Annotated in this window: 28 protein-coding genes; 18 read left to right on the top strand and 10 right to left on the bottom strand. The window is 71.4% G+C overall.

What is annotated here, in order from left to right; translation table 11 throughout:
- Positions 1-21: 21 nt before the first annotated feature.
- Both ACGFWJ_RS12440 and ACGFWJ_RS12445 read left to right on the top strand, forming a co-directional pair.
- Positions 22-1,941 carry a hypothetical protein gene (locus ACGFWJ_RS12440; RefSeq protein ID WP_392948208.1) on the top strand — a complete coding sequence of 640 codons (1,920 nt, stop codon included), beginning with the start codon at positions 22-24 and terminating at the stop codon, positions 1,939-1,941.
- A gap of 11 nt (positions 1,942-1,952) precedes the next feature.
- A complete protein-coding gene (locus ACGFWJ_RS12445) occupies positions 1,953-2,417 on the top strand; it encodes a GNAT family N-acetyltransferase (RefSeq protein WP_392948211.1) in 465 nt (154 codons plus the stop codon).
- On the opposite strand, the gene ACGFWJ_RS12450 is transcribed toward ACGFWJ_RS12445, so the two are convergent.
- Complete coding sequence (locus ACGFWJ_RS12450; protein WP_392948214.1) at positions 2,418-2,750, bottom strand: winged helix-turn-helix transcriptional regulator; 333 nt, start codon at positions 2,748-2,750, stop codon at positions 2,418-2,420.
- A 116-nt stretch (positions 2,751-2,866) separates the two neighbouring features.
- Here ACGFWJ_RS12450 and ACGFWJ_RS12455 point away from each other — a divergent pair, with 116 nt between their 5' ends.
- From ACGFWJ_RS12455 to ACGFWJ_RS12480, 6 genes are all read left to right on the top strand, one after another.
- Positions 2,867-3,508, top strand: a complete 642-nt coding sequence (locus ACGFWJ_RS12455) for an NAD(P)-dependent oxidoreductase (protein WP_392948217.1) — start codon at positions 2,867-2,869, stop codon at positions 3,506-3,508.
- Positions 3,509-3,641: 133 nt separating this feature from the next.
- Positions 3,642-4,067: a VOC family protein gene (locus ACGFWJ_RS12460; protein ID WP_392948219.1), complete on the top strand. Its 426-nt coding sequence runs from the start codon at positions 3,642-3,644 to the stop codon at positions 4,065-4,067.
- A gap of 40 nt (positions 4,068-4,107) precedes the next feature.
- Positions 4,108-4,668, top strand: coding sequence for a DinB family protein (locus ACGFWJ_RS12465; protein ID WP_392948221.1), 561 nt, complete (start codon positions 4,108-4,110; stop codon positions 4,666-4,668).
- 84 nt (positions 4,669-4,752) lie between these two features.
- A complete protein-coding gene (locus ACGFWJ_RS12470; protein WP_354644872.1) occupies positions 4,753-4,827 on the top strand; it encodes a putative leader peptide in 75 nt (24 codons plus the stop codon).
- 120 nt (positions 4,828-4,947) lie between these two features.
- Positions 4,948-5,964, top strand: a complete 1,017-nt coding sequence (locus tag ACGFWJ_RS12475) for an isopenicillin N synthase family dioxygenase (RefSeq protein WP_392948224.1) — start codon at positions 4,948-4,950, stop codon at positions 5,962-5,964.
- Positions 5,965-6,067: 103 nt separating this feature from the next.
- Positions 6,068-6,817 carry a MerR family transcriptional regulator gene (locus tag ACGFWJ_RS12480; RefSeq protein ID WP_392948721.1) on the top strand — a complete coding sequence of 250 codons (750 nt, stop codon included), beginning with the start codon at positions 6,068-6,070 and terminating at the stop codon, positions 6,815-6,817.
- Here ACGFWJ_RS12480 and ACGFWJ_RS12485 read toward each other — a convergent pair.
- From ACGFWJ_RS12485 to ACGFWJ_RS12500, 4 genes are read right to left on the bottom strand one after another with little or no spacing between them, the layout of a single operon-like run.
- On the bottom strand, positions 6,805-8,973 hold the full coding sequence (locus tag ACGFWJ_RS12485) for a 3-hydroxyacyl-CoA dehydrogenase NAD-binding domain-containing protein (protein ID WP_392948226.1): 2,169 nt from the start codon (positions 8,971-8,973) through the stop codon (positions 6,805-6,807). The genes ACGFWJ_RS12480 and ACGFWJ_RS12485 overlap by 13 nt on opposite strands.
- Positions 8,974-9,014: 41 nt before the next feature.
- A complete protein-coding gene (locus ACGFWJ_RS12490) occupies positions 9,015-10,229 on the bottom strand; it encodes an acetyl-CoA C-acetyltransferase (protein ID WP_380481793.1) in 1,215 nt (404 codons plus the stop codon).
- Between the two features lie 53 nt (positions 10,230-10,282).
- Positions 10,283-11,425 (bottom strand): acyl-CoA dehydrogenase family protein, encoded by a 1,143-nt coding sequence (locus tag ACGFWJ_RS12495; protein WP_387645403.1) that lies wholly within the window; start codon positions 11,423-11,425, stop codon positions 10,283-10,285.
- A gap of 12 nt (positions 11,426-11,437) precedes the next feature.
- Positions 11,438-12,580 (bottom strand): CaiB/BaiF CoA transferase family protein, encoded by a 1,143-nt coding sequence (locus ACGFWJ_RS12500; RefSeq protein ID WP_392948231.1) that lies wholly within the window; start codon positions 12,578-12,580, stop codon positions 11,438-11,440.
- Between the two features lie 149 nt (positions 12,581-12,729).
- Here ACGFWJ_RS12500 and ACGFWJ_RS12505 point away from each other — a divergent pair, with 149 nt between their 5' ends.
- Together ACGFWJ_RS12505 and ACGFWJ_RS12510 are read left to right on the top strand one after the other, a co-directional pair.
- A complete protein-coding gene (locus ACGFWJ_RS12505; protein WP_392948234.1) occupies positions 12,730-13,431 on the top strand; it encodes a GNAT family N-acetyltransferase in 702 nt (233 codons plus the stop codon).
- 47 nt (positions 13,432-13,478) lie between these two features.
- Positions 13,479-14,006 carry a GNAT family N-acetyltransferase gene (locus ACGFWJ_RS12510; RefSeq protein ID WP_392948237.1) on the top strand — a complete coding sequence of 176 codons (528 nt, stop codon included), beginning with the start codon at positions 13,479-13,481 and terminating at the stop codon, positions 14,004-14,006.
- Positions 14,007-14,093: 87 nt separating this feature from the next.
- Here ACGFWJ_RS12510 and ACGFWJ_RS12515 read toward each other — a convergent pair whose 3' ends face one another.
- Positions 14,094-14,636, bottom strand: a complete 543-nt coding sequence (locus tag ACGFWJ_RS12515; protein ID WP_392948239.1) for an AAA family ATPase — start codon at positions 14,634-14,636, stop codon at positions 14,094-14,096.
- A 114-nt stretch (positions 14,637-14,750) separates the two neighbouring features.
- Positions 14,751-15,959: a PucR family transcriptional regulator gene (locus ACGFWJ_RS12520; protein WP_392948242.1), complete on the bottom strand. Its 1,209-nt coding sequence runs from the start codon at positions 15,957-15,959 to the stop codon at positions 14,751-14,753.
- A gap of 128 nt (positions 15,960-16,087) precedes the next feature.
- On the opposite strand from ACGFWJ_RS12520, the gene ACGFWJ_RS12525 reads away from it, so the two are divergent.
- From ACGFWJ_RS12525 to ACGFWJ_RS12545, 5 genes are all read left to right on the top strand, one after another.
- A complete protein-coding gene (locus ACGFWJ_RS12525) occupies positions 16,088-17,581 on the top strand; it encodes a flavin-containing monooxygenase (RefSeq protein ID WP_392948244.1) in 1,494 nt (497 codons plus the stop codon).
- A 205-nt stretch (positions 17,582-17,786) separates the two neighbouring features.
- On the top strand, positions 17,787-18,050 hold the full coding sequence (locus tag ACGFWJ_RS12530; RefSeq protein ID WP_387645419.1) for a DUF1876 domain-containing protein: 264 nt from the start codon (positions 17,787-17,789) through the stop codon (positions 18,048-18,050).
- A gap of 160 nt (positions 18,051-18,210) precedes the next feature.
- Entirely contained in the window at positions 18,211-18,861 is a 651-nt protein-coding gene (locus ACGFWJ_RS12535) for a Pr6Pr family membrane protein (protein WP_392948246.1), read from the top strand.
- 49 nt (positions 18,862-18,910) lie between these two features.
- Positions 18,911-19,195 carry a hypothetical protein gene (locus ACGFWJ_RS12540; protein WP_387645424.1) on the top strand — a complete coding sequence of 95 codons (285 nt, stop codon included), beginning with the start codon at positions 18,911-18,913 and terminating at the stop codon, positions 19,193-19,195.
- Entirely contained in the window at positions 19,177-19,590 is a 414-nt protein-coding gene (locus tag ACGFWJ_RS12545) for a DNA-binding protein (protein ID WP_392948249.1), read from the top strand. The genes ACGFWJ_RS12540 and ACGFWJ_RS12545 overlap by 19 nt, the downstream gene beginning before the upstream one ends.
- Positions 19,591-19,593: 3 nt before the next feature.
- On the opposite strand, the gene ACGFWJ_RS12550 is transcribed toward ACGFWJ_RS12545, so the two are convergent.
- Positions 19,594-20,403 carry an IclR family transcriptional regulator gene (locus ACGFWJ_RS12550; RefSeq protein WP_392948252.1) on the bottom strand — a complete coding sequence of 270 codons (810 nt, stop codon included), beginning with the start codon at positions 20,401-20,403 and terminating at the stop codon, positions 19,594-19,596.
- A 204-nt stretch (positions 20,404-20,607) separates the two neighbouring features.
- Between ACGFWJ_RS12550 and ACGFWJ_RS12555 the strand changes: the two genes are divergently transcribed.
- From ACGFWJ_RS12555 to ACGFWJ_RS12565, 3 genes are read left to right on the top strand one after another with little or no spacing between them, the layout of a single operon-like run.
- On the top strand, positions 20,608-21,906 hold the full coding sequence (locus ACGFWJ_RS12555; RefSeq protein WP_392948724.1) for an extracellular solute-binding protein: 1,299 nt from the start codon (positions 20,608-20,610) through the stop codon (positions 21,904-21,906).
- Positions 21,907-21,949: 43 nt separating this feature from the next.
- Positions 21,950-22,924, top strand: a complete 975-nt coding sequence (locus ACGFWJ_RS12560; RefSeq protein WP_392948255.1) for a carbohydrate ABC transporter permease — start codon at positions 21,950-21,952, stop codon at positions 22,922-22,924.
- The gene (locus ACGFWJ_RS12565; RefSeq protein WP_387645433.1) at positions 22,921-23,769 is read left to right on the top strand and encodes a carbohydrate ABC transporter permease; all 849 of its coding nucleotides are present in this window, start codon (positions 22,921-22,923) and stop codon (positions 23,767-23,769) included. The genes ACGFWJ_RS12560 and ACGFWJ_RS12565 overlap by 4 nt, the downstream gene beginning before the upstream one ends.
- Positions 23,770-23,775: 6 nt before the next feature.
- Here the strand turns inward: ACGFWJ_RS12565 and aroA are convergent, their stop codons facing one another.
- Entirely contained in the window at positions 23,776-24,996 is a 1,221-nt protein-coding gene (gene aroA / locus ACGFWJ_RS12570) for a 3-phosphoshikimate 1-carboxyvinyltransferase (protein WP_392948259.1), read from the bottom strand.
- 75 nt (positions 24,997-25,071) lie between these two features.
- Positions 25,072-25,971 carry a JmjC domain-containing protein gene (locus ACGFWJ_RS12575; RefSeq protein WP_392948262.1) on the bottom strand — a complete coding sequence of 300 codons (900 nt, stop codon included), beginning with the start codon at positions 25,969-25,971 and terminating at the stop codon, positions 25,072-25,074.
- Positions 25,972-25,985: the final 14 nt, after the last annotated feature.

The following is a 25,985-nucleotide window of genomic DNA, read 5'->3' on the forward strand; positions in this document are numbered from 1 at the left end:
GTTCGACGGGGAGGACGGGAATTGGGGCTGTCGCTGGACGCACTGGACGCCGTGGAGTGGGCCGGACTGGAGACCGCTCGCCGGTCCGATCCCGTGGAGGCCGTGCCGCAGACACTGCGCCACCTGGCGCAGGCGGGTGCGGCGGCCACGGAGGAGGACTGCGATCCGCTGTACCGCCTGTGCCCGCGGTCGCCGCGTCAACTCCCGTCCGCCGCACCGGTCGCCGCGCCGTTCCTGCTCGCGCTGGCCACCGACCCGGATATGGGCGCCCGGCGTGCGCTGACCGAGCTGCTGGCCCTCCTGCTGCCGCTGTCGCCCGAGCTCATGGAGCAGCACCGCGCGTCCGTCCTGCTGCTGCTCGCCGACCCCGACCCTGCCGTCCGGCAGGTGGCGGCCCCGCTGGCGGTCGCCGCCGGGCTGCTGTCGGAACGCTGGCAGGCCGAGACCGATCGGACGGCGCGGATCGCGCTGCTGCTCGCCCTGCGGAAGTGCGACAGCGTCGAGGCGCCCGCCGTCCTCGCCAAGGCCCTGGCCGACGACGACCCGGCGCTGTACGTCGCGGCCGTGCACACCTCCGCCGCCACCGACCCCGACCTGCCGGTCCGACACTTCGAGCGCCTGATCGCCGTCCTGACCGACCCGGCGCCGAACCCCCGTTTCGACGGCGTCTGGTACATCCTGGGCATCGACGAGCCGCTGGAACGCGAGAACGTGATCTGGTGGGTGTCTCGCCTGTTCGCGCACCGACCCGACCTGGAAAACGCGTACCTGCTGCGCCTGTTGGCCGTCGCCGAACGCACCGCCGACGCGCTCCTGTGCCAGGAGACGCTGGACATCGCCTGGGTCCTGCTCACCCGGCGGCGCTCCGTGGACCCCGAACTGACCTCTACCGTCGGCCAGTTGCTCACGCACCCCTCCCCGGACGTCCGCCAGCGCGCCGCCAACTTCCTCGGCGGCCTCGGACCCGTCGCCGCCCCGTACGCGGACCAGTTGGCAGCACTGCTGGACGACGACGCCACGGACCCGGAGATGGACGGGACCGTCGGCGAGCTCGCCCGCTGGGCACTGCTCAGGATCGGCGACCGGCGCGGACTGCCGGGCCTGGCCGAACAGTTGCGCGCGCATGCGGAGGGGGAGGACGAGTGCCGCGGGTGCGGCGCCGTGGACGGTCCGCACCCTCCGTCGATCGTCCACGCCCTGGCCCCGCTGAGGGCGGACGCGGACACCTTGCTGCCCGAAGTGCGCGAGGCGCTCCGCCGGGAGAGTCCGCACGGTGCGGCCTGTGACTTCCTTGCCGTGCTGGAGTCCTGGGGCCGGGACGCCGCAGCGGCACTGCCGGACGTACTACCCCTGCTCGACGAGCCCTTCACGGCACCCGACGCGCTCGCCGCGCTGTCCGCGTTCGGGCCGGACGCCGCAGCGATCATCCGCGGCCTCGGCCTGACGGCCGCCCGACTCCAGTACCGGCCCGACCTGATCGCCGAGGACCGCCCGACCGCGCTGCGCCTGATCGGCGAGGCCGTACTGAGCGCCGAACACCCGTGGCAGGCCCCGATCGCGCGGCTGGGCGAGTTCGGCCCGGCCGCAGCCCCGTACGCCGATCACCTCCGCCACGTCATGGCCACGACCGAGCACAAGACACGCATCGCCGCCGCCTCCGCGCTCTGCTCAGTCACCGGCCGGCCCGGGCCGAGCCTGGACGCCCTGGCGGAGTTCATCGTGCCGATCGCCGAAGCCGAACCCAACTACTTCCTGTTCGCCACGGCCATGCGGGCCGCGATCCAAATGGGCACGATCAGCCCGGCGATCCGCACCGCCCTGCTGGCGGCCCGTCGCTCCGAAGGCCGCCTGTCCGACCGGGACGGCTACGAGGCGATCCTCGACGACGAACACCACCGTGCCCTGATCGACCAGGCCCTCGCCTGCCCCGACGCCACCTGACAGGAGAACCGATGGACGTACGGATCCGCACCGGCCGGGACGGCGACGCGGCGGGGCTGGTGCGGCTGGCCGGGCAGGTCGAGCGCTGGTTCGGGGCGATGGTGGACGAGCCGGGGTTCCACGAGGCGGTGGAGCGTCAACTCGACCGGGGGACGGCGCTGGTGGCGACCGACGGGAATCGCGTGGTGGGTGGCCTGCTGGTCGGGTACGAGGCGTCGGTGTGCCACCTGCACTGGCTGGTGGTGGACGAGAGCGCCCGGGGTGCGGGTGTCGGCCGGGCGCTGGTGGCGGAGGCGCTGGCCCGCTGCCCGGACGGGGTGGCGAGCGTCGAGGTGGTGACCTTCGGCGCGGACCACCCAGGAGCGGTGGCCGGCGGCGCGCGGGTGTTCTACGAGCGGCTGGGGTTCTCCCCCGCCGAGGCCGCCGGGAACGGGCCGGAAGGCGGCTCGCGGCAGGTGTACCGGCGCGGGATCTGATCAGTCCTCTTGGTGCTCGCGGGCCCAGGTGCAGGCGGTGTCCAGCACGCCGATCAGCGAGCCGCCCACCTCGGTCAGCGCGTACTCGACGTGCGGCGGGTTGCCGCCGTGGTCGGTGCGGGTCAGCCAGTGGTCGCGTTCCATCGCGCGCAGCGTTTCGGTGAGCACCTTCGGGTTGACGCCGCGCAGCCGGGCCTTGAGTTCGGTGAAGCGGTGCGGCCCGTCCTGGAGGCAACGCAGCACCGCGCCGGACCACTTGTCGCCGACCTGGATCGGTGAGCGGTGCGCGCACTTCCGGAGGTCGAACACACTGGCTTCCTCGGAGATGGTCATGCCTCGACGATAGCCGCACCTCGGAGCCGGTTCCGTTGCAGTAACCGGGGGTGCCCGTCCTACCGTCGGCGACGGCACGGAACGCAGCACGGCAACCAGGACAACGAGGAGCAGCCATGAGCAGGATCGTGATCTTCGGCGCGGGTGGGCGGGTCGGCCGGGCGGCGGTCGCGGAGGCCGTCCGACGCGGTCACAGCGTGACGGCGGTGGTCCGCGACCCGGCCAAGTACCCTGGCCTGGAGAGGAGTTCAGGTGTGACGCTGGTGCGCGGCGACGCGACGGACGCGGATGCGGTGGCCCGGGTGGCGGCCGGCCACGACGCGGCGATCAACGCCTCGGTGCGGCTGGACGTCCCGTCCGAGAGCTACTTCACCGCCGCCGCGCGCTCCCTGACGGCGGGTCTGAACCGTGCCGGGGTCGGCCGACTGCTGGTGCTCGGCATCGCCACCACGCTGGAGACCTCGCCCGGGGTGCGCATCATGGACGACCCCGAATTCCCCGAGCAGTACCGGACGTTCTCGCAGGGCCACGTCGCCGAGTTCGACCTCCTCACCGCCGAGGCCGGCCCCCTCGACTGGCTGATGGTCGTCCCGCCCATGGACCTCAACGCCGACGCCCCCACCACCGGCCAGTACGTCACCGCGGTCAACACCGTCACCGGCACCGGCCGGATCTCCCACCCGGACCTGGCGGTGGCCCTGCTGGACGAGATCGACACCCCCGAGCACCACGCCACCCAACTCGCCGTCTCCCACTGACGCCGGTACCGCCGATCCGGCCGATCCCACCCGGACGGGCCGCCGTTTCCCCGGCGTGCCAACGCCCTTCGGCCTGCGGGGCGGGCCTAGGGTGGGCCCGTCGTCGCAGGTCGCAGAGCCGAGGAGGCCGGAGATGCCCGAAGCCGCCGTTCCCCCGCCGCCGCAGGTGTGGCCGACGTTGCGGGCGCGTGATGCCCGGGGGCTGATCGCGTTCCTGGTGGAGGCGTTCGGTTTCCGGGCGACCACGGTGTACGCGGACGGCGACCGGGTGGAGCATGCGGAACTGGCATGGCCGCTCGGCGGCGGCATCATGCTGGGCTCGGCGAAGGAGCCCGCCGAGGGCGAGGACGATCCGTGGCCGTTGCGGCCCGGCACCTTCGGCGCGTACGTGGTCACCGACGATCCGGACGGTCTGTTCCGGCGGGCGGTCGGCGCGGGCGCCCGGGTGACCGCCGAACTGCACGACACCGACTACGGTTCACGGGATTTCACGGTGCTGGACCCGGAGGGCAACCGCTGGTCGTTCGGCACCTACCGGGGCGAAGCACCCCGCCACTGACGGTACGTCACTGTCAGGCCCGGGTGGCACGCTGGCGGCCATGACGACCGCACCCACACCGCCACCGCAGCACCTCTCCCCCGCCTGGGCCGACGCCGAGAGCCGGGCGACTCCGCCGCTGGTCGGCGACGAGCGTGAACTCCTCACCGCGTTCCTGGACTTCCACCGGGAGACCTTCGCGCTGAAGTGCGCGGGCGTCCCCGTGGAGCGGCTGTCCGAGCTCGCGGTGCCGCCGTCGGGGCTGAGCCTGCACGGGCTGGTGCGACACCTGACCGGCGCCGAACAGTGGTGGCTGGAGATCCAGTTCGCCGGCGACGAGACCAGGCCGCTGCTCTACTACTCCGACGACGACCCGGAGCAGGACTTCGAGCACCTCGACGGCGACTTCGCCGAGGCGCTGGCGCTCTGGCGCGCCCAGGTCGAGATCTCCCGCCGGATCGTCGCCGAGGCCCCGTCGCTGGACGCCACCGGCACCCAGAAGACCACCGGGCGCCCGGTCTCGCTGCGCCGCATCCTGCTGCACATGCTCGCCGAGTACGCCCGCCACAACGGGCACGCCGACCTGCTGCGCGAGCGCATCGACGGCTCGACCGGCTACTGATCGGGGACTCACTACCGAACGATCGGTCGACCGATCTCCGCCGTTTCCCGGAATCCGTCCGGACGGGGGTTGTAGCCTGAAGGGGTGCTTCTTCTCGTCAGCCGTCGCCACGTGGACCTGCTCCGCGTCACGAGCATGTCCTGTCGACGCTCCGGCTGATCCGCCCCATCCACATCCCCTGCCCGTAGCGGTCCACCGGCCGCGCCGGGCGCCGCCACCCCGGCATGCCCCGGCGCGACCCGCCGCCGCGGCCGGGCCTTTCACCGTGGACGCGCACCCATGACGCTGCAGCACCCCATCACCCTCCCCGTCATCGACCTCTCGCTCGCCGACGGTGACGCCACCGACCGGGCCCGGCTCCGCCGGGAGTTGCGGGAGGCCGCCACCGGAGTCGGTTTCTTCCAGCTCGTCGGCCACGGCGTGACCGCCGCCGAGACCGCCGACCTCACCTCCGCGATGCGCGCCTTCTTCGCCCTTCCCGAGACCGACCGGCTGTCGGTCAGCAACCTCAACTCCCCGCACTTCCGCGGCTACACGCGCACCGGGGACGAGCGCACCGGCGGCAGCCGCGACTGGCGCGACCAGCTCGACATCGGCCCCGAACTGCCGGCGCACGTGCCCGCGCCCGGCGAGCCCGCCTACTGGTGGCTGGAGGGGCCGAACCAGTGGCCCGCCGCGCTCCCGGAGCTGCGCACCGCGGCCCTGCACTGGATCGACCGGCTCGACGGTGTCGCCCGTCGGCTGCTGCACGAACTGCTCGCCTCGATCGGCGCCCGCCCGGACTTCTACGACGACGCCTTCGCCCCGCACCCCCACCTGCACCTGAAGCTGGTCCGCTACCCGGGCACCGCGCCCGACGGCGCCGCGCAGGGCGTCGGCACGCACAAGGACTACGGCTTCATCACCCTCCTCCTGCAGGACACCGTCGGCGGCCTCCAGGTCGAACGCCCGGACGGCACCTTCCTGGACGTGCCCCCGCTGGACGGCGCTTTCGTCGTCAACCTCGGCGAGCTCCTCGAGGTCGCCACCGACGGCTACCTGAAGGCCACCAGCCACCGCGTGGTCTCCCCGGCGGGCGCCCGCGAGCGCTTCTCCGTCCCGTTCTTCTACAACCCCCGGCTCGACGCCCACATCGCCCCGCTCGACTTCCCGCATTCCCACCACGCGCCGGGCATCACCCAGGACCCGTCGAATCCTCTGCACGCGGACTTCGGTGTGAACGAATTGAAGGGATTCAGCCGCGCCCACCCGGAGGTCACCCGCCGCCACCACGCCGAACTCCTCCCCCAGGGCTGAGCCCGGCACCGGCCCGTACGCCCGGCGGGGCCATGGACCGCCGGGCGAGACCGGTGTCACACTGCTGGTGTCACAGTGGTACTGGTGCGAGGGCTGGGGTGCGATGGGTGGCGGGGAGCCGCGGTTCACGGTGGACGAGCTGGCCGCCCGGGCGGGGGTGACGGTCCGGACGCTGCGGTTCTACGGCGCGAAGGGGCTGCTGCCGCCGCCGGAGCTGGGGCCGCGGCGGGTGGGGCTGTACGGGGCCGAGCACCTGGGGCGGCTCGAGTTGATCGAGGAGTTGCAGCGGCAGGGACTGACGCTGGCCGCGATCGACCGGTATCTCACGCAACTGCCGTCGGACATCGGCGAGTTGGACCTGGCGATCCACCGGGCGCTGGTGGCGTCCTGGACGCCGGAGTCCTTGGAGGAGGCCGGCCGGGCGCAGTTGGAGCGGCGGACGGGGCGGGCGCTGTCGGACGCGGATCTCGACAGTCTCGCCGCGATGGGCGCGCTGCACCGCACCGAGGACCCGGACGTGTTCAAGGTGGAGCCGGGGCTGCTGCCGCTGGGCGTGCGGGTGCTGGACGTGCCGATCCCGCTGGAGACGCTGGTGGCGGCCCGGGCGGTGGTGCGGCTGCACAGCCAGGCGACGGCGCACGATCTGCACCGGCTGTTCCGGGACACCGTGTGGCGGCCGTACCGGGAGAGCGGCCCGGAGCCCGAAGAGCTGGAGCGGATGCGGGAGTTGGCCGACCGGATCCAGCCGATGGTGGTGCAGGCGCTGGTGACGGCGTTCCAGCGTTCGCTGGCGGAGGAGCTGGCCCGCCCGGCGGAGCGGGCGGGCCAGGACGACAGCGATCAGTCGCGGTAGCGGCCGCCGCTCTCGGCGAGGGCGACCAGCGAGGCCGGCGGGGTGAAGCGCTCGCCGTACGCGGCGGCGAGTTCGCGGGCGCGGGCGGTGAAGCCCGCGGGGCCGCCCGGGTAGCCGTTGATGTACTGCAGGACGCCGCCGGTCCAGGCGGGGAAGCCGATGCCGAGGATGGAGCCGATGTTGGCGTCGGCGACCGAGGTCAGCACGTTCTCGTCCAGGCAGCGGACCGAGTCGAGGGCCTCGGAGAAGAGCATCCGCTCCTTCATGTCCTCGAACGGGATCTCCGCGCCGGGCCGCACGAAGTGCTCACGCAGGCCGGGCCACAGCCGGGTGCGGCGGCCGTCGGCGTAGTCGTAGAAGCCGGCTCCGCCGCTGCGGCCGGGGCGGTCGAACTCGTCGATCATCCGGTCCATGACGATCTCGCCGGGGTGCTCGGTCCAGGTGCCGCCGGCCTCCTCGACGGCGCGGCGGGACTCGTTGCGGATCTTGCGCGGCAGGGTGAGGGTGAGCTCGTCCAGCAGCGACAGCACCTTCGCGGGGTACCCGGCCTGGGCGGCGGCCTGCTCGACGGAGGACGGGTCGAGGCCCTCGCCGATCATCGCGACGCCCTCGTTGATGAACTGGCCGATCACCCGGGAGGTGAAGAAGCCGCGGGAGTCGTTGACCACGATCGGGGTCTTGCGGATCTGCCGGACCAGGTCGAAGGCGCGGCCGAGCGCCTCGTCGCCGGTCTCCGGGCCGCGGATGATCTCCACCAGCGGCATCTTGTCGACCGGCGAGAAGAAGTGCAGGCCGATGAAGTCGGCGGTGCGCTCGACGCCCTCGGCGAGCAGGCCGATCGGGAGGGTGGACGTGTTGGAGCAGAGCAGCGCGTCGGGCGCGACCACGTGCTGGATCTCCTGGAACACCTTGTGCTTGAGCTCGGGGTTCTCGAAGACCGCCTCGATGACGGTGTCGCAGCCGGCCAGGTCGGCCGGGTCCGCGGTGGGGGTGATCCGGGAGAGGAACTCGTCGCGCTCCTCGGCGGACAGCCGGCCGCGCTGCACCTGCTTGTCCAGCAGGCCGGCGGAGTAGGCCTTTCCGCGTTCGGCGGCCTCCAGCGTGACGTCCTTGAGCAGCACCGTCAGCCCCGCCTGCGCGCACGAGTACGCGATGCCCGCGCCCATCATGCCGGCGCCCAGCACCGCGACCTTCGAGGCCTTCCAGGCGGGGACCGAACTCGGGCGGGAGGCGCCGGAGTTGACGGCCTGCATGTCGAAGAAGAAGGCCTGGATCATGTTCTTGGAGGTGGCCCCGCAGGCCAGCTCGGCGAAGTACCGGGCCTCGATGACGAACGCGGTGTCCACGTCCACCTGCGAGCTCTCCACCGCGGCCGCCATGATGTTGCGCGGCGCCGGGTAGGGCGCGCCGTTCAGCTGCTTGCGCAGGTTGGCGGGGAAGGCGGGCAGGTTGGCGGCCAGCGCGGGGGTGCTGGGGGTGCCGCCGGGGATCTTGTAGCCCTTGGCGTCCCAGGGCTGCGCGCTCACCGGGTTGGCGGCGATGAAGGCGCGCGCCGAGGCGATCATCTCCTCGGTCGTGGAAGCGAGTTCGTGCACCAGGCCGTGCTGGACGGCCTGTGCGGGACGGTACTGCCGGCCCTGCAGCAGGACGTTCAGCAGGGCGTCGGTGATGCCGAGCATCCGCACGGTGCGGACCACGCCGCCGCCGCCGGGCAGCAGGCCGAGGGTGACCTCGGGCAGGCCGATCTTGCTGCCGGGCGCGTCCAGGGCGATCCGGTGGTGGCAGGCCAGGGCGATCTCCAGGCCGCCGCCGAGCGCGGCGCCGTTGATCGCGGCGACCACCGGCTTGCCGAGGGTCTCCAGCTTGCGCAGCGCGCGCTTGATCCGCATCGAGTTGGCGAACACCTGCTCGGCGTCGTCCGGCCCGACGGCGGAGAGGAGCTTGAGGTCGCCGCCGGCGAAGAAGGTCTTCTTCGCGGAGGTGACGATGACGCCGGTCAACTCCTCGGTGCCGGCCAGCCGTTCGACGGTGGCTTCGAGCGCGTCGGTGAAGGCGGCGTTCATGGTGTTGGCGGACTGGGCGGGGTCGTCGAGGACGAGGGTGACCACGCCGTCCTGGTCCTGCTCCCAGCGGATGGGGCTGCTCACGTCGGTCATTTCGTTGAAGTCCTTGGGTGAGTACGTGAGTTGACGGATGGTCAGATGCGCTCGATGACGGTGGCGATGCCCATGCCGCCACCCACGCACAGGGTGGCCAGGCCGTAGCGCAGGTCGCGGCGCTCCAGTTCGTCGATCAGGGTGCCGATCAGCATCGCGCCGGTGGCGCCGAGCGGGTGGCCGAGCGCGATCGCGCCGCCGTTGACGTTCACCTGGTCGTGGCGGAAGCCGAGTTCGCGCATGAAGCGGAGGGCGACGGCGGCGAACGCCTCGTTGATCTCCACCAGGTCGATGTCGGCGGCGGTCAGCCCGGCCTTGGCGAGGGCCTTGCGGGTGGCGGGGGCGGGGCCGGTGAGCATGATGGTGGGCTCGGAGCCGGAGACCGCGGCGGAGACGATCCGGGCCCGCGGGGTCAGGCCGTACCGCTCGCCGATCTCCTTGGAGCCGATCGCGACCAGCGCCGCGCCGTCCACGATGCCGGAGGAGTTGCCCGCGTGGTGCACGTGGTCGATGGACTCCACCCAGTGGTACTTCTGCAGCGCGACCGCGTCGAACCCGCCGAGGTCACCGATGTCGGCGAAGGACGGCTTGAGGCCGGCCAGCGTCTCCACGGTGGTCCCGGGGCGGATGAACTCGTCGCGGCCGAGCACCACCAGGCCGTTGCGGTCCCGCACCGGGACGACCGAGCGGTCGAACAGGCCGTCCGCCTGCGCCTTGGCGGCGCGGGCCTGCGACTCGGCGGCGAACGCGTCCACGTCGGTGCGGGACAGGCCCTCGATGGTGGCGATCAGGTCGGCGCCGATGCCCTGCGGGACGAAACCGGTCTCGTAGGCCGTCATCGGGTCGGCGAACCAGGCGCCGCCGTCGGAGCCCATCTTCACCCGGGACATCGACTCCACGCCGCCGGCCAGGATCAGGTCCTCCCAGCCCGAACGGACCTTCGCCGCAGCCAGGTTGACGGCCTCCAGGCCGGACGCGCAGAAGCGGTTCTCCTGCACGCCGGCGACGGTGTCGGGCAGGCCGGCGGCGATCGCCGCGACCCGGGCGATGTCCGAGCCCTGGTCACCGATCGGGCTGACCACGCCGAGCACGATGTCGTCGATCGCGGCCGGGTCCAGCGTCGGGAAACGACGGCGGAGTTCGTGGATCAGGCCGACCACCAGGTCGATCGGCTTGGTGCCGTGCAGGGAGCCGGTCTGCTTGCCGCGCCCGCGCGGCGTGCGGATCGCGTCGTAGACGTACGCTTCGGTGGTCACGGTGTCGGTTGCCTTTCAGACGGGTGGGTCGGCCGGGGTCAGCCGAGCGGGGTTCAGCCGAGCAGGGAGCGGCCGACGATCTCTTTCATGATCTCGGTGGTGCCGCCGTAGATGGTCTGGACGCGCCCGTCGGTGAACGCCCGGGCGACCGCGCTGTCGCTCATGTAGCCGGAGCCGCCGTGCAGTTGCAGGCAGCGGTCGGCGACGCGCTTCTGCAGTTCGGTGGACCACCACTTGGCCATCGAAGCGTCCGCCGGCGTCAGGTTGTACTTGTTGTGCTCCAGCACGCAGCGGTCCACGAAGGTCCGGGTGACGGCGCACTCGGTGGCCATCTCGGCGATCTCGAAACGCACGTGCTGGAGCTTGGCCAGCGGACGGCCGAACGCGGTGCGCTGCTTCACGTACGCCATCGTCTCGTCCAGCACGAACTCCGCGCCGGCGATCGCCGCGACCGCGATCGCCAGCCGCTCCTGCGCGAGGTTGCGCATCAGGTACAGGAAGCCCTGGTTCTCCTCGCCCAGCAGGTTCGCCTTCGGCACCCGCACGTCCTGGAAGAACAACTCGGCGGTGTCCTGCGCCTTCTGGCCGATCTTGTCGAGGTTGCGGCCTCGCTCGAAGCCCGGCATGCCGCGCTCCACCACCAGCAGGCTCAGCCCGTGCGCGCCGCCCTCGGCGGTGGTCTTCGCCACCACCACGACCAGGTCCGCCAGGATCCCGCTGGAGATGAACGTCTTCGCACCGTTCAGCACGTAGTGGTCGCCCGCGTCCACGGCCGTGGTGCGGATCGCCTGCAGGTCGGAGCCGGTGTCCGGCTCGGTCATCGCGATCGCGCTGATCAGCTCGCCCGAACAGAACCCGGGCAGCCAGCGCTGCTTCTGCTCCTCGTTCGCCAGACCCGTCAGATACGGCCCGATGATGTCGTTGTGCAGGCCGATCGCCAGGCCACTGGCGCCGACCCGGGTGAACTCCTCGGCCAGCACCGCCGCGAACCGGAAGTCCTGGCTGCCACCGCCGCCGAACTGCTCGTCCACCGCGAGACCCAGCAGCCCCGCCTTACCTGCGGCCAGCCAGGCGTCACGGTCGACGATGCCCTGCCGCTCCCAGCGGGCGTGGTGCGGGATGACCTCCTTGGCGAGGAAGGCCCGGACGCTCTCGCGGAAGTCCTCGTGTTCCTCGGTGTAGAGCTCGCGCTGCAACGGGTGTCTCCTTCAGGAGGCTTGCGGGTCGAGTGTTGGAACAGCCCAGTCGCGGGCCACCTCGGCGGTGTGCTCGCCCGGACGCGCGGGCGGGGTGCGCAGCGCGGCCGGGGTCGCGGAGAAGCGCGGGGCGACGCCGGGCTGTACGGTGCCGTGCTGCTCGGTGTAGCTGCCGCGGGCGGCCAGGTGCGGGTGGTTCGCGGCCTGACGGAGCGTCAGCACCGGTGCCACGCAGGCGTCGTGGCCCTCGAAGAGCTCGGTCCACTCGGCCTGGGTGCGGGTGGCGAAACGCCGGGCGATCCGTTCGCGCAGTTCGGGCCAGCGGGGCAGGTCGTACTGCGCCGGGGCGTCCTCTTTCAGGTCGAGGAGACGGGTGAACTCGGCGTAGAACTGCGGCTCCAGCGGGCCGACGGCCATCCACTGCCCGTCGGAGGTGGCGAAGGTGCCGTACCAAGGGGCGCCGCCGTCCAGCAGGTTGACGCCCCGCCGGTCCTGCCACAGGCCGGCGCCGAGCAGGCCCCACAGCATGGTGGACAGGTGCGCGGCGCCATCGACGATCGCCGCGTCCACGACCTGGCCGGTACCGGTGGCCCGGGCGTGGTGCAGGGCGGCCAGCAGGCCGACCACCAGGTACAGCGAACCGCCCGCGTAGTCGCCCAGCAGGTTGGCCGGGATCGCCGGGGGGCCGTCCGCGTCACCGATCAGGCCGAGGACGCCGGAGGTGGCGAGATACGTGATGTCGTGCCCCGCGCGGTCGGCGAGCGGGCCGTCCTGGCCCCAGCCGGTCATCCGGCCGTACACCAGCGCCGGGTTGCGGGCCAGGCACTGCTCCGGGCCCACGCCGAGGCGTTCGGCGACGCCCGGGCGGTAGCCCTCGATCAGCAGGTCGGCGCGGGCGGCGAGGTCGAGCACGATGCTGCGGCCGTCCTCCGCCTTCAGGTCCACCACGACGGAGCGCTTGTTGCGGTTGGTCAGGTCCTGCTCCGGGGCCGGCCCGAGAACCTGCCCGCCCGGGCGGTCCACCCGCACCACGTCCGCCCCCAGGTCGGCGAGCAGCATCGCGGCGAACGGGCCTGGCCCGATGCCCGCCAGCTCAAGGACCCGGACGCCCGCGAGCGGCCCGGCGGCCTTGGCGGGGGGTGTTGCGGGGGTCATCGGCGACCGCCTCCCAGGTTTGACAGTAAAGCTGTCACAGTGGCGATGATAGGGATGCGACTCGCCGGTAACAAGAGTCAACCGCACGGTCTGCGGCACGCGCGCCGCGATGATGGAAATCGCGTCCGACCCACCGGAGGGAACCCGCCATGCCCGACCGCGACACCACCGTCCTCGACAACCCCGTCGCCGCCTCACTCACCGGCCGGCACGCCCACCTCGCCCGCCACCACGGCCGGGCCTCCAGCTTCCTCCCCGAGGTCGCGAGCTTCTCCGCCATCACGGCCGAACCCGGCGCGTGGGACGACCTGACCGAACTCCTCGGCACCGACGCCTTCGCCCTCCTCGTCAACTGCCCCGTCCTGCCGCCCGACCACCTGGTACCCGAATTCACCTTCGAGGGCTACCAGATGACCCACCCCGGCCACGCCCCGCTCCCCCGCACCACCGCCCACATCGTCGAACTCGGCCCCGCAGACGTCCCCGAGATGCTCGCCCTCGCCGAACGCACCCGCCCCGGCCCCTTCCACCCCCGCACCCACGAACTCGGCACCTACCTCGGCATCCGCGAGAACGGCGCCCTCGTCGCCATGGCCGGAGAAAGGCTCAAGCCGCCCGGCTGGACCGAGATCAGCGCTGTCTGCACCGCCCCCGAAGCCCGCGGCCGCGGCCACGCCACCACCCTCATCACCACCCTCATCCACCAGATCACCACCCGCGGCGACCGCCCCTTCCTCCACTCCGCCGCCGACACCCCGGCCTTCGCCCTCTACGAACACCTGGGTTTCACCGTCCGCACCAAGATCACCATCCGCGGCTACCGCACGCCCCGTGGGGATGAGCGGCGTTGACGGGAAAGTCGGGTGAACTCGGCGCGCCGTCCGAATAGGGTTCCGCCGTGCCCGAGTTGCAGCAGTTGGATGCCGACCATGCCCCGGCGGTGCTCGCCTTCGAGCTCGCGAACCGTGCGTACTTCGCGGCCTCGATTCCCGACCGGGGCGACGAGTACTTCGAGCGTTTCGCCGACCGGCACCGCGCCCTGCTCGCCGAGCAGGAGGCCGGCGTCTGCACGTTCTACGTGCTGCTCGCCGGGGACGGCTCGGTGCTGGGCCGGTTCAACCTGTACGACTTCGCGGACGGCAGTGCCGATCTCGGCTACCGCGTCGCACAGCACGTCGCCGGGCGCGGCGTCGCGACGGCGACCGTCCGGGAGTTGTGCGGGCTGGCGGTGACACGGCACGGGTTGCGCACACTGCGGGCGGCCGCTGCCCAGGCCAATCCGGCGTCGCAGAAGGTACTGCTCAAGGCCGGGTTCGTCCCGGACGGCCCGGCCGAGCTCGACGGCAAGCCGGGCACCTGGTTCCGGCGCGACCTGACCCTCCGGCCTCAGGGCCCTGCTTCGGAAGTGGATCAAGGCCGGGGGTGATCAACCGCCTCAAGCGCCACCGCGCGGTCGCCACGAGACAGGACAAGCTCTCTGTCCGCTACGAGGCCACCGTGCTGATCGCGGCCATCAACGAGTGGCTGTGAGCGACGCGGCCAGCGCCGGAATGTCGACCGGCCCGGTGGTGTCCAAGCGATGGACGATCCCCAGCCCGAGTGGTTCAGCACCCCGGGACCACATCTCCCAGTCTCCGCCGAAGCCACCAGGACGCTCAGGATGCACGGGGTGTCGTTCGACCATCCGCTCGGCGAACCGGCGGCGGGCGACGTCCAGCGGCACCTCGCACCAGACCTCCCGTACTTCGGCCACACCCGCGCGTTGAAGTCCGGCCTTCACGATCGGCCGCGTATGGGCCAACCACGGACTCTCCAGAACGGCCGCGCCCCGCGCGTCACCGAGCAGCTTCCAAAGGGTCTCACCGGCGGCGATCCCCAGAACCCGGCTCCACTCATGGTCGGGACATTCCGGCGGACGAAGGTCGGCCAGAGTGTCCGCGAGCGTCTCCTTGATCGCGTCCTTGCTGAACAGCGGAAGGCTCATCTCGGCCGCCAAGGCCCGCGCGAGCGTTGTCTTTCCCGCTCCGGGAAGCCCGTTGACCAGCACCGTGACCATCCGATCACTCTAATGGCAGACGCTCATCTCCTGGCGAACAGCCGGACAGAAAGAACCACTTCTGAAGCAGGCCCTGGACCACGACCTGCCGGTGACCGGCTCTCAGGCCGGCCGTCAGGCGGGTGTCTGGCCGCGCCAGTGGCGGATTTCCAGGGCGGCGGCGACTTCGAGGGGGTGGTCGGCGAGGGGGCGTGGGAGGAGGGTGTCGGCGCGGGCGAGGCGGCGGAGGAGGGTGTTGCGGTGGGTGAAGAGGCGGGCGGCGGCGCGGGTGGCGTTGCACTGTTCGGCGAGGTAGGCGCGGACGGCTTCGGCCGGGGGGCCGTCGAGTGCGCCGAGGACGTGGCGGACGAAGCGGTCGGCGCCTTCGAGGTCCTGGGTGAGGAGGGCGACGAGTTCGATCTCGTCGTGGGAGGCGAGGCGTTGGACGGAGGCGAGGCGGGCGAGCATGCGCTGGGTGGTGAGGGCGTCGAGGTGGCTGCGGCGGAAGCCGTTGACCCCGGTGGCGGCGGGGCCGAGGGCGATGCGGACGGCGGGGAGCCGGTCCAGGCCGGCGCGTAGCCGGGAGAGGTCGGGGCTCGCGGCGGTCCAGACCCAGCGGGTGGCGGCGCTCGCGGTGACGTCGAGGACCGGGGGGCGGCCTGCGGAGGACGCCAACAGGTCGGCGGCGCGGTCGAGTTGGGCGAAGTCCTGGTCGAGGTCGTCGACCCACAGGACGGCGGCGGTGTGGGTCCCGGCGAGGGGGTATCCGAGCCGGGCTTCGGCGCGGGCGCGGGCGATGGGCGCGCCGTCGAGGAGGAGGGCGACGGCGTGCAGCCGTTCGGCGTGGTTGGAGCCGGTGAGTGCGGCGCGTTCGGCGCGCAGCAGGGTGGTCATCTCGCCGACGCAGGCGTCCACGAACGCGGAGATGGAGCGGAGCGAGACGTCGAGGAGGTCGCGCAGCTCGTCGGGGTCGGTGGTGAGGGTGCAGGCGATCCGGGTCCACAGGCGGAGGGCGACGCTCTCGCCGGCCCGGTAGGAGTCGAGGGCGGGTTCGTCGAGGCCGCGGCGGACGATGTCGCGGGCGATCAGTCGCTGTTCCTCGCCTTCGGGGGCGGGGACGGGCGCGCCGGGGGCGGTGACGTTGGCGGCGGCCCAGCGCAGCAGGTTGGCGCGGTTGACGCGGCGCAGGCCGGCGGAGAGGACGGGGTCGTCGGCGATGGGTCGCCGGGTCTCGCCGGCGAGGGTGGCGGCGTCGAGTTCGGCGAGCCAGTCGGGCTGCGGGTTGAGGGCGAGTTCGGCGCCCTGGCGGATCAATTTGAGGATCCGGGGCGGGGGCAGCGGCATGCCCGTCACCGTACTGGTGCAGAGTGCACCGGGAAAGGGGCAGCCCGGTGCAGGTTGAACCTGGGCAACTGCCGCAGGATTTGTGGACGATGACGTGGTCTCGTCCGCCACCGCCACAGGAGTCGCCCGTGTCCACCGATACCGTCACTGCGCCCGAGGACCGGACGGCCGCGCCCGTCGAGCACCTGGACGTGCTGATCGTCGGCGCCGGGATCTCGGGTATCGGTGCGGGCCGTTACCTGACCGCCGAACTGCCCGGCAAGGAGTTCGCGATCCTGGAGGCCCGGGCCGATCTCGGCGGCACCTGGGACCTGTTCCGGTACCCGGGCATCCGGTCCGACTCGGACCTGCACACCTTCGGCTACGCGTTCAAGCCGTGGCGGGAGAAGGAGTCGATAGCGGACGCCCCGCAGATCCTGTCCTACCTGCGCGAAACCGTCCGGGAGAACGGTTTGCGGGACCGGATCCGCTACCACCACCGGGTGCTGGACGCGTCCTGGTCGACGGCGGACGCCCGCTGGAGCGTCCGGGTGGAACGCGCCGACACCGGCGAGCAGTTCACCCCGACCTGCGACTGGCTGTTCTGCGCGATGGGCTACTACCGCTACGACCAGGGCTTCACGCCCGAGTTCGAGGGGCTGGAACGTTTCACCGGCACCGTCGTCCACCCGCAGCACTGGCCCGAGGACCTCGACCACACCGGCAAGCGCGTGCTGGTGATCGGCAGCGGCGCGACCGCCGTCACCCTGGTGCCCGCGATGGCGAAGCGGGCCCGGCAGGTGACGATGCTCCAGCGCACGCCGACGTACATCATGCCGGTGCCGCGCCGCGACCACATCGCCAACCTGCTGCGGCGGCTGCTCGGCGACGAGCGCGGCTACGCGCTGGCCCGGCGCAAGAACATCGCCCAGCAGTACGCGATCTGGTCGTTCTGCCAGCGGCACCCGAAGGCGGCCCGGCGGATCATCCGCTGGGTGAACGCCCGCCAGCTGCCGAAGGGTTACCCGGTGGACGAGCACTTCAGCCCGCCCTACGACCCGTGGGACCAGCGACTGTGCGCCGTCCCCAACGGCGACCTGTTCAAGGCGATCCGCGGCGGCCGGGCGGCCGTGGTGACCGACCGGATCCGCACGTTCACCGAGCGCGGGGTGCTGCTGGAGTCCGGCCGGGAACTGGAGGCGGACATCGTGGTCACCGCGACCGGGCTGAACGTGCAGGCGTTCGGCGGGATCCCGATGAGCGTGGACGGCGAGCCCGTGCGGCTCGCCGAGACCGTCGCGTACAAGGGCATGATGCTCTCCGGCGTCCCCAACTTCGCCTACGCGATCGGCTACACCAACTCCTCCTGGACGCTGAAGATCGGCCTGCTGTGCGAGCACTTCTGCCGCCTGCTGGCCCACATGGAGCGGCGCGGGCACCGGATCTGCCGCCCCGAGGTCGCCGACCCCGCGATGCCCACCCGGCCCTTCCTGGACTTCACGGCCGGGTACATCCTGCGCGCCGTCGACGGGCTTCCCCGGCAGGGCGACCGGGCGCCGTGGCAGACCTCCACCAGCTACCGCGACGACAGCCGGATGCTCGGCACCGGGCAGGTCACCGACCGCGAGCTGCACTTCTCCTGAACCTTCTCCGACCGCTGAACTCCTCCGATCGCTGAACCTTCTCCGACCGCTGGCCCTTCTCCGACCGCTGCACCTCCTCCGACCACTGAACCTTCTCCGACCGCACCCCGGCCGCCGCCTCTTGCCGCTTGCCGGGGGCGGGCGGACGCTGGGAGGAAGGCGCACCGGCCGCCCGTCGCCGGTGCGCACGGGAAGGTGACACGTCATGCAGAACCACTGGATCGTCGACCTGACCTTCGAAGAGGACGAGTCCCGCACCACCTGCACAGCATCGCTCAGCGGCTTCAGCGCGCCCGGCGCTCAGGGCAAGGGCATGGCTCGACGCAATCCCACCGACGACCCCGACACCGTCATCGGCGAGGAGCTGGCCGCCGCCCGCGCTTTCCACGACCTGGCCCACCAACTGGCCGGCCAGGCGGAGACCGGAATCGAGAGCCACACCCACAGCCCGGCGCACCTCCCGCTCTGACCGCCTCGCGCAGCTGAGCGTCTGAGCGGCGCCGAACTCCCTTACGGGGCGGGCCCGTCCACCGGCCGGTGATCTTTTCGGACCATCGAACCGGCAGGTAGAGTGCGGCGATCAGTCGTGCCCACGGGGGGCACCAGCGAGACGAATCACCGGTGACCGCATGACCGTCTGGACCCGCCCCGCCCTGTGGTGGCGCTGCGCCATCGCCCTGTCCGCGTTCCTGGGGATCTACCTCAGCAACAGCTCACTGGTGTACTTCACACTCCAGAGCAACGTGCTGGTACTGGGCTACTTCCTCGGCGCGGCCTACTGGATGGTCAAGCGGGGGACGCTCGACGCCCCCGCGCCGCGGCTGCGCGGCGCCGCCGTCCTGTACATCACCATCACCGGCATCGTCGCGCACGTGCTGCTCAACCACGGCGAGAACCCGCTGCCCGGCCTGGTCTCCGGCCCCGACCGCCTCCAGCACTGGTCCAGCTTCTTCCTGCACTACACCACCCCGCTGATGGTGCTCGCCGACTGGCTGCTGCTCTCCCCCCGCAACGCGTCCCGCTGGCGCGACCTGCCGCTCTGGCTCTCCTACCCGCTCGGCTACGCCTTCCTCACCGAGGCCCGCGCCATCGCCTTCCCGAACTTCCCCCTCCGCTACCCCTACTTCTTCCTCGACCCCACCGAGAAGGGCTACGGCTGGGTCGGCCTCCAAATGGTCCAGCTCGTCCTGGAGTTCATCGTCCTCGCCGCCCTGGTCGTCGCCCTCGACCGCCTCGGCACCAAGCTCCGCCGCCAGCCTGCGGCGCCGGCGGAGGCCTGACGGCCGGTCGCCCCGGGGCCGATTCCCACTCCTTTGATAATCTGGCCTCATGACCGAGCGCACCTACAGCATCGGCGACGGACCGGCGACCAGGGTCAGCCTGTCCCTGCCCGAGGGCACCGCGGCCGCGATCCGGGAGCGGGTCGGCAAGCGCGAGTTCTCCGCGTTCATCACCACAGCCGTCGAACGCGAGCTCCGTGGCCGGATACTGGACGAATATCTGGCCGACTACGAGCGCCGCAACGGGCCGATCCCCGCCGCTGAACAGGACCGTGCCCGCCAGGTGTTCGACGAAGTGTTCGCCGGAGAGGGCGAATGGCCCGCCGCAAGCTGAACCACGAAGGAACGCTGGTCCTCGACTCCGAGGGGCTCTCCAAGCTGCTCTCGGACCACGCACCGGTGGTCGCCCTGGTCGCGGAAGCGCGTGCCCGCGGCATGGAAGTGGTGATCAGCGCCCTGACGATCATCGAAGCGGTGCACGACCGGACCGATCGGGTCCGACTGAGCTGGCTGCTGTCCGGCATGCGCATCGCCCCAGTCGGCGACGAGGAGGCCAAGGCGGCGTCAGCCCTCCTGCTCGCGGCCGGCCTGCATGGCCACAAGTACGCAATCGACGCTGTCGTGGCCGAACTCGCCCTGCGCCAGCAGCGGCCCGTGGTGGTGCTGACCTCTGACGTCGCCGATCTCACCAAGCTCTGCGGCGGCCAGGTCCGGCTGGTCGCCGTATAGCCGTCAGCGGGTGGAGCCCATCGTCCGCGACACCCTTGCGGCCGTCGCGGCGACGACCGGGCCGAGGTCGCGGGCTCGGGCGGCGGTGATGCGGGAGGTGAGGGCGGAGGTGGAGATGGCGCCGATGACGGTGTTGTTGTGGTCGAAGACGGGGGCGGCGATGCAGCGGACCTCGGGTTCGTTCTCGCGGTCGTCGACGGCGTAGCCGCGGCTGCGGATGCGGGTGAGTTCGGTGCGCAGGGCGGCGGCCGAGGTCAGGGTGCGGGGGGTGATCGCGGGGAGGCCGTGGGTGACCACGGTGGCGAAGGCGTCCTCGGACATCCAGGCGAGCATGGCCTTGCCGACGGCGGTGCAGTACATGGGGGCCCGGCTGCCGATCCGGGAGGCCATCCGGACGGCGGTCTCGTTCTCGACCTTGTCGACGTAGACCACGTACGGCGCGTCGGGGACGCACAGGTGGACGGTGCCGCCGACCTCGCGCATCAGCTGGTGGGCCTCTTCGGAGGCGGCGGTGCGCAGGTCGAGGGTGGCGAGGTAGGCCTGGCCGAGCTGGAGGGCGCCGGGGCCGAGCCGGAAGTGGCCGGTGTCGCGGTCGCGGGCGAGCAGCTGGGCGTCGACCAGGGGTGCGGCGAGCCGCAGCACGGTGGATTTCGACATGCCGAGGCCCTCGGCGAGCGCGGTCAGGCTGAGGTCGGGTCCGGTCGCGGCGTGGTCGCGGACGTGTTCGAGCACGGCCAGGGCGCGGCGCAGCGACGCGGACTGGTTGCGTTCCGGCCGGTCGGCGGGCCGGCTTTCGGCGGCGGTGCTGGTCATGGGGTGTGACGCTATGACGCGGTGGGCCGCAGTTCCAGTTCCGCAGCACATCGTTTTGCAGTGCACAACTTTCGCGCTCTGCTCTTGTCGGCGTGCCCGGCGGCTTTCTAATGTCCCGCTCACACCGATCCCCCACTGCATGTCCCGGTTTCCTCCGGATCTTGCAGGTGCGTCCCGCTTTTCGGCGAGGAGATGACGTTGAGCATGAAGAAGCTGGCCCGTGGTGCCGCCCTTGCCGTGCTGGCGGGCACCGTGGCGACGGCCTGCGCGCCGGGCACCGCCAAGACCGCTTCGTCCGCGGACAAGCAGACCGGCACCGTGAAGGTGTGGTTGTACGACGAGGCGAACCGGGCGCCGAAGGAGCAGGTGGTGGCGCAGGCCGTCGCCGACTTCAAGGCCAAGCACGCTGGCGTCGACGTGCAGGTGTCGTACATTCCGACGGACGCCGGGCCGCGCGCGGAGAAGATGAAGGGCGCGTTCAACGACCCGTCCTCCGCGCCGGACGTGGTGGAGTTCGGCAACACCGACCTGTTCGGCTACACCGCCTCGGGCGGCCTCGCCGACATCACCTCCGACCTGGCGAGCTGGGAGGAGGGCAAGGACCTGCCGCAGGACCTGAAGGACACCGCGGTGGTGGACGGCAAGACGTACGGCCTGCCGTGGTGGCTGGGTGTCCGCGCGCTGTACTACCGCACCGACGTGTTCACCGAGCTGGGCCTGGCCGCGCCGACCACGTACGCGGAGCTGAAGTCGGCGGCGGAGAAGGTCCGTTCGGCGCACGGCGACATGCTGGGCATCGCGGTCGGCGGCAAGTACACCTTCGGCGCGCTGCCGTTCGTCTGGGCGAACGGCGGCGACCTGGCGGCGCAGAACGGTTCGGCGTACGCCTCGGCGATCGACTCGGAGAAGTCGCAGGCGGGTGTGAAGGCGTACACCGACCTGTTCACCGACGCCATCTGTCCGGCGCAGCAGTGCGCCGACCTGACCGGCGGCAAGACGGTGGAGTCGTTCGCGGCCGGCAAGGCCGGCATGGCGATCCTGCCGAACTCCTCGCGCAGCGCGGTGGAGGCGGGCGCGGCGAAGGGCAAGTACGCGATCGTCCCGCTGCCGGGCGCGGCGGCCGGCCAGATCGCGCCGGCGTTCTCCGGCGGCAACGACCTGGGTGTCATGAAGTCCACCCAGCACCGCAGCCTGGCCGCCGACTTCATCAAGGAACTGGCGTCCAAGAAGAACCAGTTGGCGCTGTTCGACGCGATGGGCAACCTGCCGACGCTGTCCTCGGCACGCGCCGAGGTGGTGCAGAAGCAGCCGTGGCTGAAGCCGTTCACGGACACCATCGAGGCGGGCACCAAGTTCGTCCCGAAGGACGCCGCCTGGGCGAAGATCGACGCCCAGGCCGTGGTGCCGACGATGCTGCAGAAGGTCATCACCGGCAAGTCCGACGTGGCTGCCGCGACCAAGGAGGCGGCGGCCGCGATGAACACCTCGTTCAGCGGCAAGTAGCCGTCGGAGCCTTCAACCTGTAGACGAGAAGCGGAAGTTGTCGATGCCTGCCACGACCGTCACCGCCCGGGCGGACCACGGGGACTCCCCGGTCCGCCCGGCGGGCGGCGCCCCCGCGAAGGGCCGCCGCCGATCCGGGCCGCTCGCCCGGATCCCCGTCCCGCTGTGGCTGCTGCTGCCGGCCGCGCTGGTGCTGATCCCGCTGTTCGGCTATCCGCTGTACCAGCTGGGCCTGCTGTCGGTGCTCAAGTTCGGCCAGCCACAGGCCTCCGGCGGGGTGCCGACCGAGTTCGTCGGACTGTCCAACTACACCGGCATCCTCGGCGATTCGCAGTTCTGGGAGGTGCTCGGCCAGACCCTGGCGTTCGCCGCGTTCTGCGTCGTCGCCACCCTGGTGGTCGGCGCGGTCTGCGCGGTGCTGCTGACCCGGGTCGGCAAGTGGCCGCGGCTGCTGCTGATGTTCGGCGCGCTCGGCGCCTGGGCCGCGCCCGCGATGACCGGCTCCACGGTGTGGATGTTCCTGCTGGACACCAACTCCGGCCTGGTCAACGAGATCCTCGGCACCCAGGGCCACAACTGGATGTACGACAAGTGGTCGGCGTTCGCGATGGTCGCCGTGGTCGTGGTCTGGCACAGCTTCCCGTTCGTGATGATCACCCTGTACGCGGGCATCCAGGCCATCCCCGACTCCGTCCTGGAGGCCGCCCGCCTCGACGGCGCCGGAACCGCCACCATCTTCCACCGGATCATGCTGCCGATGCTGCGGCCGCTGCTGGTGATCGTGGTCATCCAGTCGATCATCTGGGACTTCAAGGTCTTCACCCAGATCTACGTGATGACCGGTGGCGGCGGCATCGCCGGCCAGAACCTCGTCCTCAACGTGTACGCCTACCAGAAGGCCTTCGTCGCGGAGAACTACAGCCTCGGCGCGGCCATCGGCGTCCTGATGACGCTGATCCTGCTGGCCGTCACCGCCGTGTACATCCGCAGCCTGCGCCGCTCCGGGGAGGAACTTTGAAGCGCGACAATCGCGTCCTGAGGCAGGGCGCGAACGTGGTGGCGATCGTGCTCGCCCTGCTGACCGTCTTCCCGCTGTACTGGATGGTGCTGTCGGCACTCAAGCCGAAGGGCGAGATCACCGGCGCGCACCCGCGGCCGTGGACCTTCGCGCCCACTTTGGACAACTTCCGCAACGCGCTGGGGGTTTCGGGCTTCGGGCGGTACTTCCTGAACAGCCTCGCCGTCGCCGTGGTCGTGGTGGTCGTCTCCGCCGCGATCGCCTTCCTGGCGGCCGTCGCGCTGTCCCGGTTCAAGTTCCGGTTCCGGACCACCATTCTGATCATGTTCCTGGTCGCCCAGATGGTGCCCGTCGAGGCGCTCACCATCCCGCTGTTCTTCCTGGTCCGCGACATCGGCACGGTCGCCCCCGGCTTCGGCCTCTCCTCGCTCGGCGCGCTGATGCTGGTCAACCTGGCGTTCTCGCTGCCGTTCGCGGTCTGGATGCTGCGCGGCTTCGTCGCCGCCGTCCCCGAATCGCTCGAGGAGGCCGCCCGGATCGACGGTGCCAGCCGCTTCACCATCCTGTGGCGGATTCTGTTCCCGCTGGTCGCGCCCGGGCTGGCAGCGACCAGCGTGTTCTCCTTCATCACCGCCTGGAACGACTTCGTGTTCGCCAAGACGCTGATCCTGGACACCGACCACCAGACGCTGCCGGCAGCCCTGATGGTGTTCTTCAAGCCGGACGAGAACGACTGGGGCGGCATCATGGCCGCCTCCACCCTGATGACCGTCCCGGTGCTGATCTTCTTCGTCCTGGTGCAGCGGCACATGGTGTCCGGGCTCGGCGGCGCCGTGAAGGACTGAACTCCCTTATCGGGCCCAGCCCTTGAACGCCTCGTGGAAGCCCGGGAAGGTCTTGCGCACGCACCCCGGATCGTCGAACGTGATCCCGGGCGTGCGCAGCCCCGTGACGGCGAACGACATCACGATCCGGTGGTCGCCGTGGCTGGCGATCTCCGCCGCCCGCGGCGCACCGGGCCGGATCTCGATCCAGTCCCGCCCCGTCCGCACGTCGATGCCCAGCCGCCGCAGGTTCTCCGCGCACGCGTCCAGCCGGTCGCACTCCTTGACCCGGGTGTTGTACACGTCCTCGATCCGCACCGGCCCCGACGCGAACGGCGCGATCGCGGCGAGCGTCGGCATGGTGTCGGAGATGTCCCGCATGTTGACGGTGCCGCCGGTCAGCGTGCCGCCCCTGACGGTGGTGGCGTCCGCTCCCACCTCCACCTTGGCGCCCAGCTGCTCCAGCACCTCGACGAACCTCAGATCCCCCTGCAACGCGTTCCGCCCCAGCCCCGGGACCGTCACCGCGCGTCCCGTCACAGCTGCCGCCGCGAAGAAGTACGACGCCGTGGACGCATCCGGCTCGATCGCGTACCTGGTCGCCGTGTAGCCGCCGGGCGGCACGCTGAAGACGTTCTCCTCCCGCTCGACCTCGACGCCGAAACTGCGCATCATCGCGAGCGTGATCTCGACGTACGGCGCGGACACCAGGTCGGTGACGCGTATCCGCAGCCCCTCGCGAGTCAGCGGGCCGAGCAGCAGCAGCGCCGTCAGGTACTGCGAGGACAGCCCGGCGTCCAGCGTCACCTCGCCGCCCCGCACCCCGTCCGTCCGCACACTCAACGGATGGTGGCCGTCCTGCCCGTGGCACTCCACCTCAACGCCCAACTCCCGCAACGCAGTTGTCAACGGCCCGAGCGGCCGCCGCCGCATCTGCGCCGACGCGTCGAAGTGGAACGTCCCCCGCCCCGCCGCCACCAACGCCGGCAGGAACCGCGCCGTCGTCGCCCCGTCCCGACAGAACACCCGCGCCCCATCCACCCCGGGCCCCTGCGGCCTCCCCCCGATCCGCCACTCGTTTTCTCCGCGCCCCACCGCATACCCCAGCGCGAGCAGCCCCTCCGCGAACCCCTCAGTGTCGTCCGACACCAACGGCCGCACCAACGTGGTAGTCCCCTCCGCAGCCGCCGCCAGGAACAGCGCCCGCGCGGTGACCGACTTCGAACCGGGAATCTCGACGAGAGTCATGAAGGCGCTCCAGCAGGACGACAACAGGGCCGCCCCCGATCCTGCCCTGCCACGCTACGGGCGAGACGGCTCGTCTTACGCCTCGGACAGCAACGGCACCAGCCCTGCTCGGACGGCCCCGGCAGTGGCGCTGGTGTCCGCCATGGCGAGGAACCTCACCAGCGCCGAACGCACGCCGTCCAGCGTGCCCGGCAGATTCTCCGCCGTCAGCTTCTCCGGCGGGATCCCGGCCCGGAACTCCTCGCTGTGCAGCGCGGTGCGCACCAGCGCTTCCGCCAGGTCGAGCGGCATCCGCTCCCGCAGGGCGAACGTGAGGTGGAACGACGGGTCCGGATCGCCCGACAGACAGTGCGGGCTGTGCACCCACCCCCGCGGCAGGACCAGCGTGTCGCCGGGCTCCAGCACGTACTCCGCGTACGGCTCGGTACTGTCCCAGCGCTCCTGCATCTCGGCCGTCCACATGCCCGGCGAGTCCAGGTAGTCGTCCACCGGGAACACCACCTCGGGCCGCCAAATCGGCCACCGCTTCCGGCCGTTGACCTGCGTGACCGCGGCCTGGAACTGGTCCCAGTGGTGGGTCAGCCCCTGCTGCCCCGGTGGAGTGACGATTCCCGAGACGAACAGGGTGTACCCGGTCTCGGCATGGATCGCGCGGCACAGCTCGGCCAGGTACGGCACGCGCTCCTGCAGGTGCCGCAGGTTGACAGTGTGCCCGCTCTCGAACAGTGCCCTTAGCCGACCGGGACGCATCCTGCCGCCCCGCGAGAATCGCCCCGGGTGAACGGCCCTGCCATCCTTCACCGCTGCGGTGAACGCCGGGTCCGTCAACCCGTGGTCGATGTATGCCTCGATCAGCGACAGCGGGATCCGTTCGTCCAACTCGGAGCCCTCACGGCGGTATACCGCGGGTTCGGTCGGGCATGCCCGAAGGAGGGCGGCGGCGGCCTCTTGGCCGACCAGTGTTGCGAGTGCCATTCAGTCGCCTCCGA

Source organism: Kitasatospora sp. NPDC048407 (assembly GCF_043200475.1).
Classification (GTDB): Bacteria; Actinomycetota; Actinomycetes; order Streptomycetales; family Streptomycetaceae; genus Kitasatospora.

What these genes read in the sequence shown, in the direction of transcription:
- ACGFWJ_RS12535 (WP_392948246.1), top strand. Translation starts at nt 18,211, where the DNA reads ATGACCGTCTGGACCCGCCCCGCCCTGTGGTGGCGCTGCGCCATCGCC.
- ACGFWJ_RS12450 (WP_392948214.1), bottom strand. Translation starts at nt 2,750, where the DNA reads ATGACCATCTCCGAGGAAGCCAGTGTGTTCGACCTCCGGAAGTGCGCG.
- ACGFWJ_RS12500 (WP_392948231.1), bottom strand. Translation starts at nt 12,580, where the DNA reads ATGACCCCCGCAACACCCCCCGCCAAGGCCGCCGGGCCGCTCGCGGGC.
- ACGFWJ_RS12455 (WP_392948217.1), top strand. Translation starts at nt 2,867, where the DNA reads ATGAGCAGGATCGTGATCTTCGGCGCGGGTGGGCGGGTCGGCCGGGCG.
- aroA (WP_392948259.1), bottom strand. Translation starts at nt 24,996, where the DNA reads ATGACTCTCGTCGAGATTCCCGGTTCGAAGTCGGTCACCGCGCGGGCG.
- ACGFWJ_RS12505 (WP_392948234.1), top strand. Translation starts at nt 12,730, where the DNA reads ATGCCCGACCGCGACACCACCGTCCTCGACAACCCCGTCGCCGCCTCA.
- ACGFWJ_RS12460 (WP_392948219.1), top strand. Translation starts at nt 3,642, where the DNA reads ATGCCCGAAGCCGCCGTTCCCCCGCCGCCGCAGGTGTGGCCGACGTTG.
- ACGFWJ_RS12475 (WP_392948224.1), top strand. Translation starts at nt 4,948, where the DNA reads ATGACGCTGCAGCACCCCATCACCCTCCCCGTCATCGACCTCTCGCTC.
- ACGFWJ_RS12545 (WP_392948249.1), top strand. Translation starts at nt 19,177, where the DNA reads ATGGCCCGCCGCAAGCTGAACCACGAAGGAACGCTGGTCCTCGACTCC.
- ACGFWJ_RS12550 (WP_392948252.1), bottom strand. Translation starts at nt 20,403, where the DNA reads ATGACCAGCACCGCCGCCGAAAGCCGGCCCGCCGACCGGCCGGAACGC.
- ACGFWJ_RS12540 (WP_387645424.1), top strand. Translation starts at nt 18,911, where the DNA reads ATGACCGAGCGCACCTACAGCATCGGCGACGGACCGGCGACCAGGGTC.
- ACGFWJ_RS12485 (WP_392948226.1), bottom strand. Translation starts at nt 8,973, where the DNA reads ATGACCGACGTGAGCAGCCCCATCCGCTGGGAGCAGGACCAGGACGGC.
- ACGFWJ_RS12480 (WP_392948721.1), top strand. Translation starts at nt 6,068, where the DNA reads ATGGGTGGCGGGGAGCCGCGGTTCACGGTGGACGAGCTGGCCGCCCGG.
- ACGFWJ_RS12520 (WP_392948242.1), bottom strand. Translation starts at nt 15,959, where the DNA reads ATGCCGCTGCCCCCGCCCCGGATCCTCAAATTGATCCGCCAGGGCGCC.
- ACGFWJ_RS12555 (WP_392948724.1), top strand. Translation starts at nt 20,608, where the DNA reads ATGAAGAAGCTGGCCCGTGGTGCCGCCCTTGCCGTGCTGGCGGGCACC.
- ACGFWJ_RS12560 (WP_392948255.1), top strand. Translation starts at nt 21,950, where the DNA reads ATGCCTGCCACGACCGTCACCGCCCGGGCGGACCACGGGGACTCCCCG.
- ACGFWJ_RS12575 (WP_392948262.1), bottom strand. Translation starts at nt 25,971, where the DNA reads ATGGCACTCGCAACACTGGTCGGCCAAGAGGCCGCCGCCGCCCTCCTT.
- ACGFWJ_RS12445 (WP_392948211.1), top strand. Translation starts at nt 1,953, where the DNA reads ATGGACGTACGGATCCGCACCGGCCGGGACGGCGACGCGGCGGGGCTG.
- ACGFWJ_RS12465 (WP_392948221.1), top strand. Translation starts at nt 4,108, where the DNA reads ATGACGACCGCACCCACACCGCCACCGCAGCACCTCTCCCCCGCCTGG.
- ACGFWJ_RS12530 (WP_387645419.1), top strand. Translation starts at nt 17,787, where the DNA reads ATGCAGAACCACTGGATCGTCGACCTGACCTTCGAAGAGGACGAGTCC.
- ACGFWJ_RS12515 (WP_392948239.1), bottom strand. Translation starts at nt 14,636, where the DNA reads ATGGTCACGGTGCTGGTCAACGGGCTTCCCGGAGCGGGAAAGACAACG.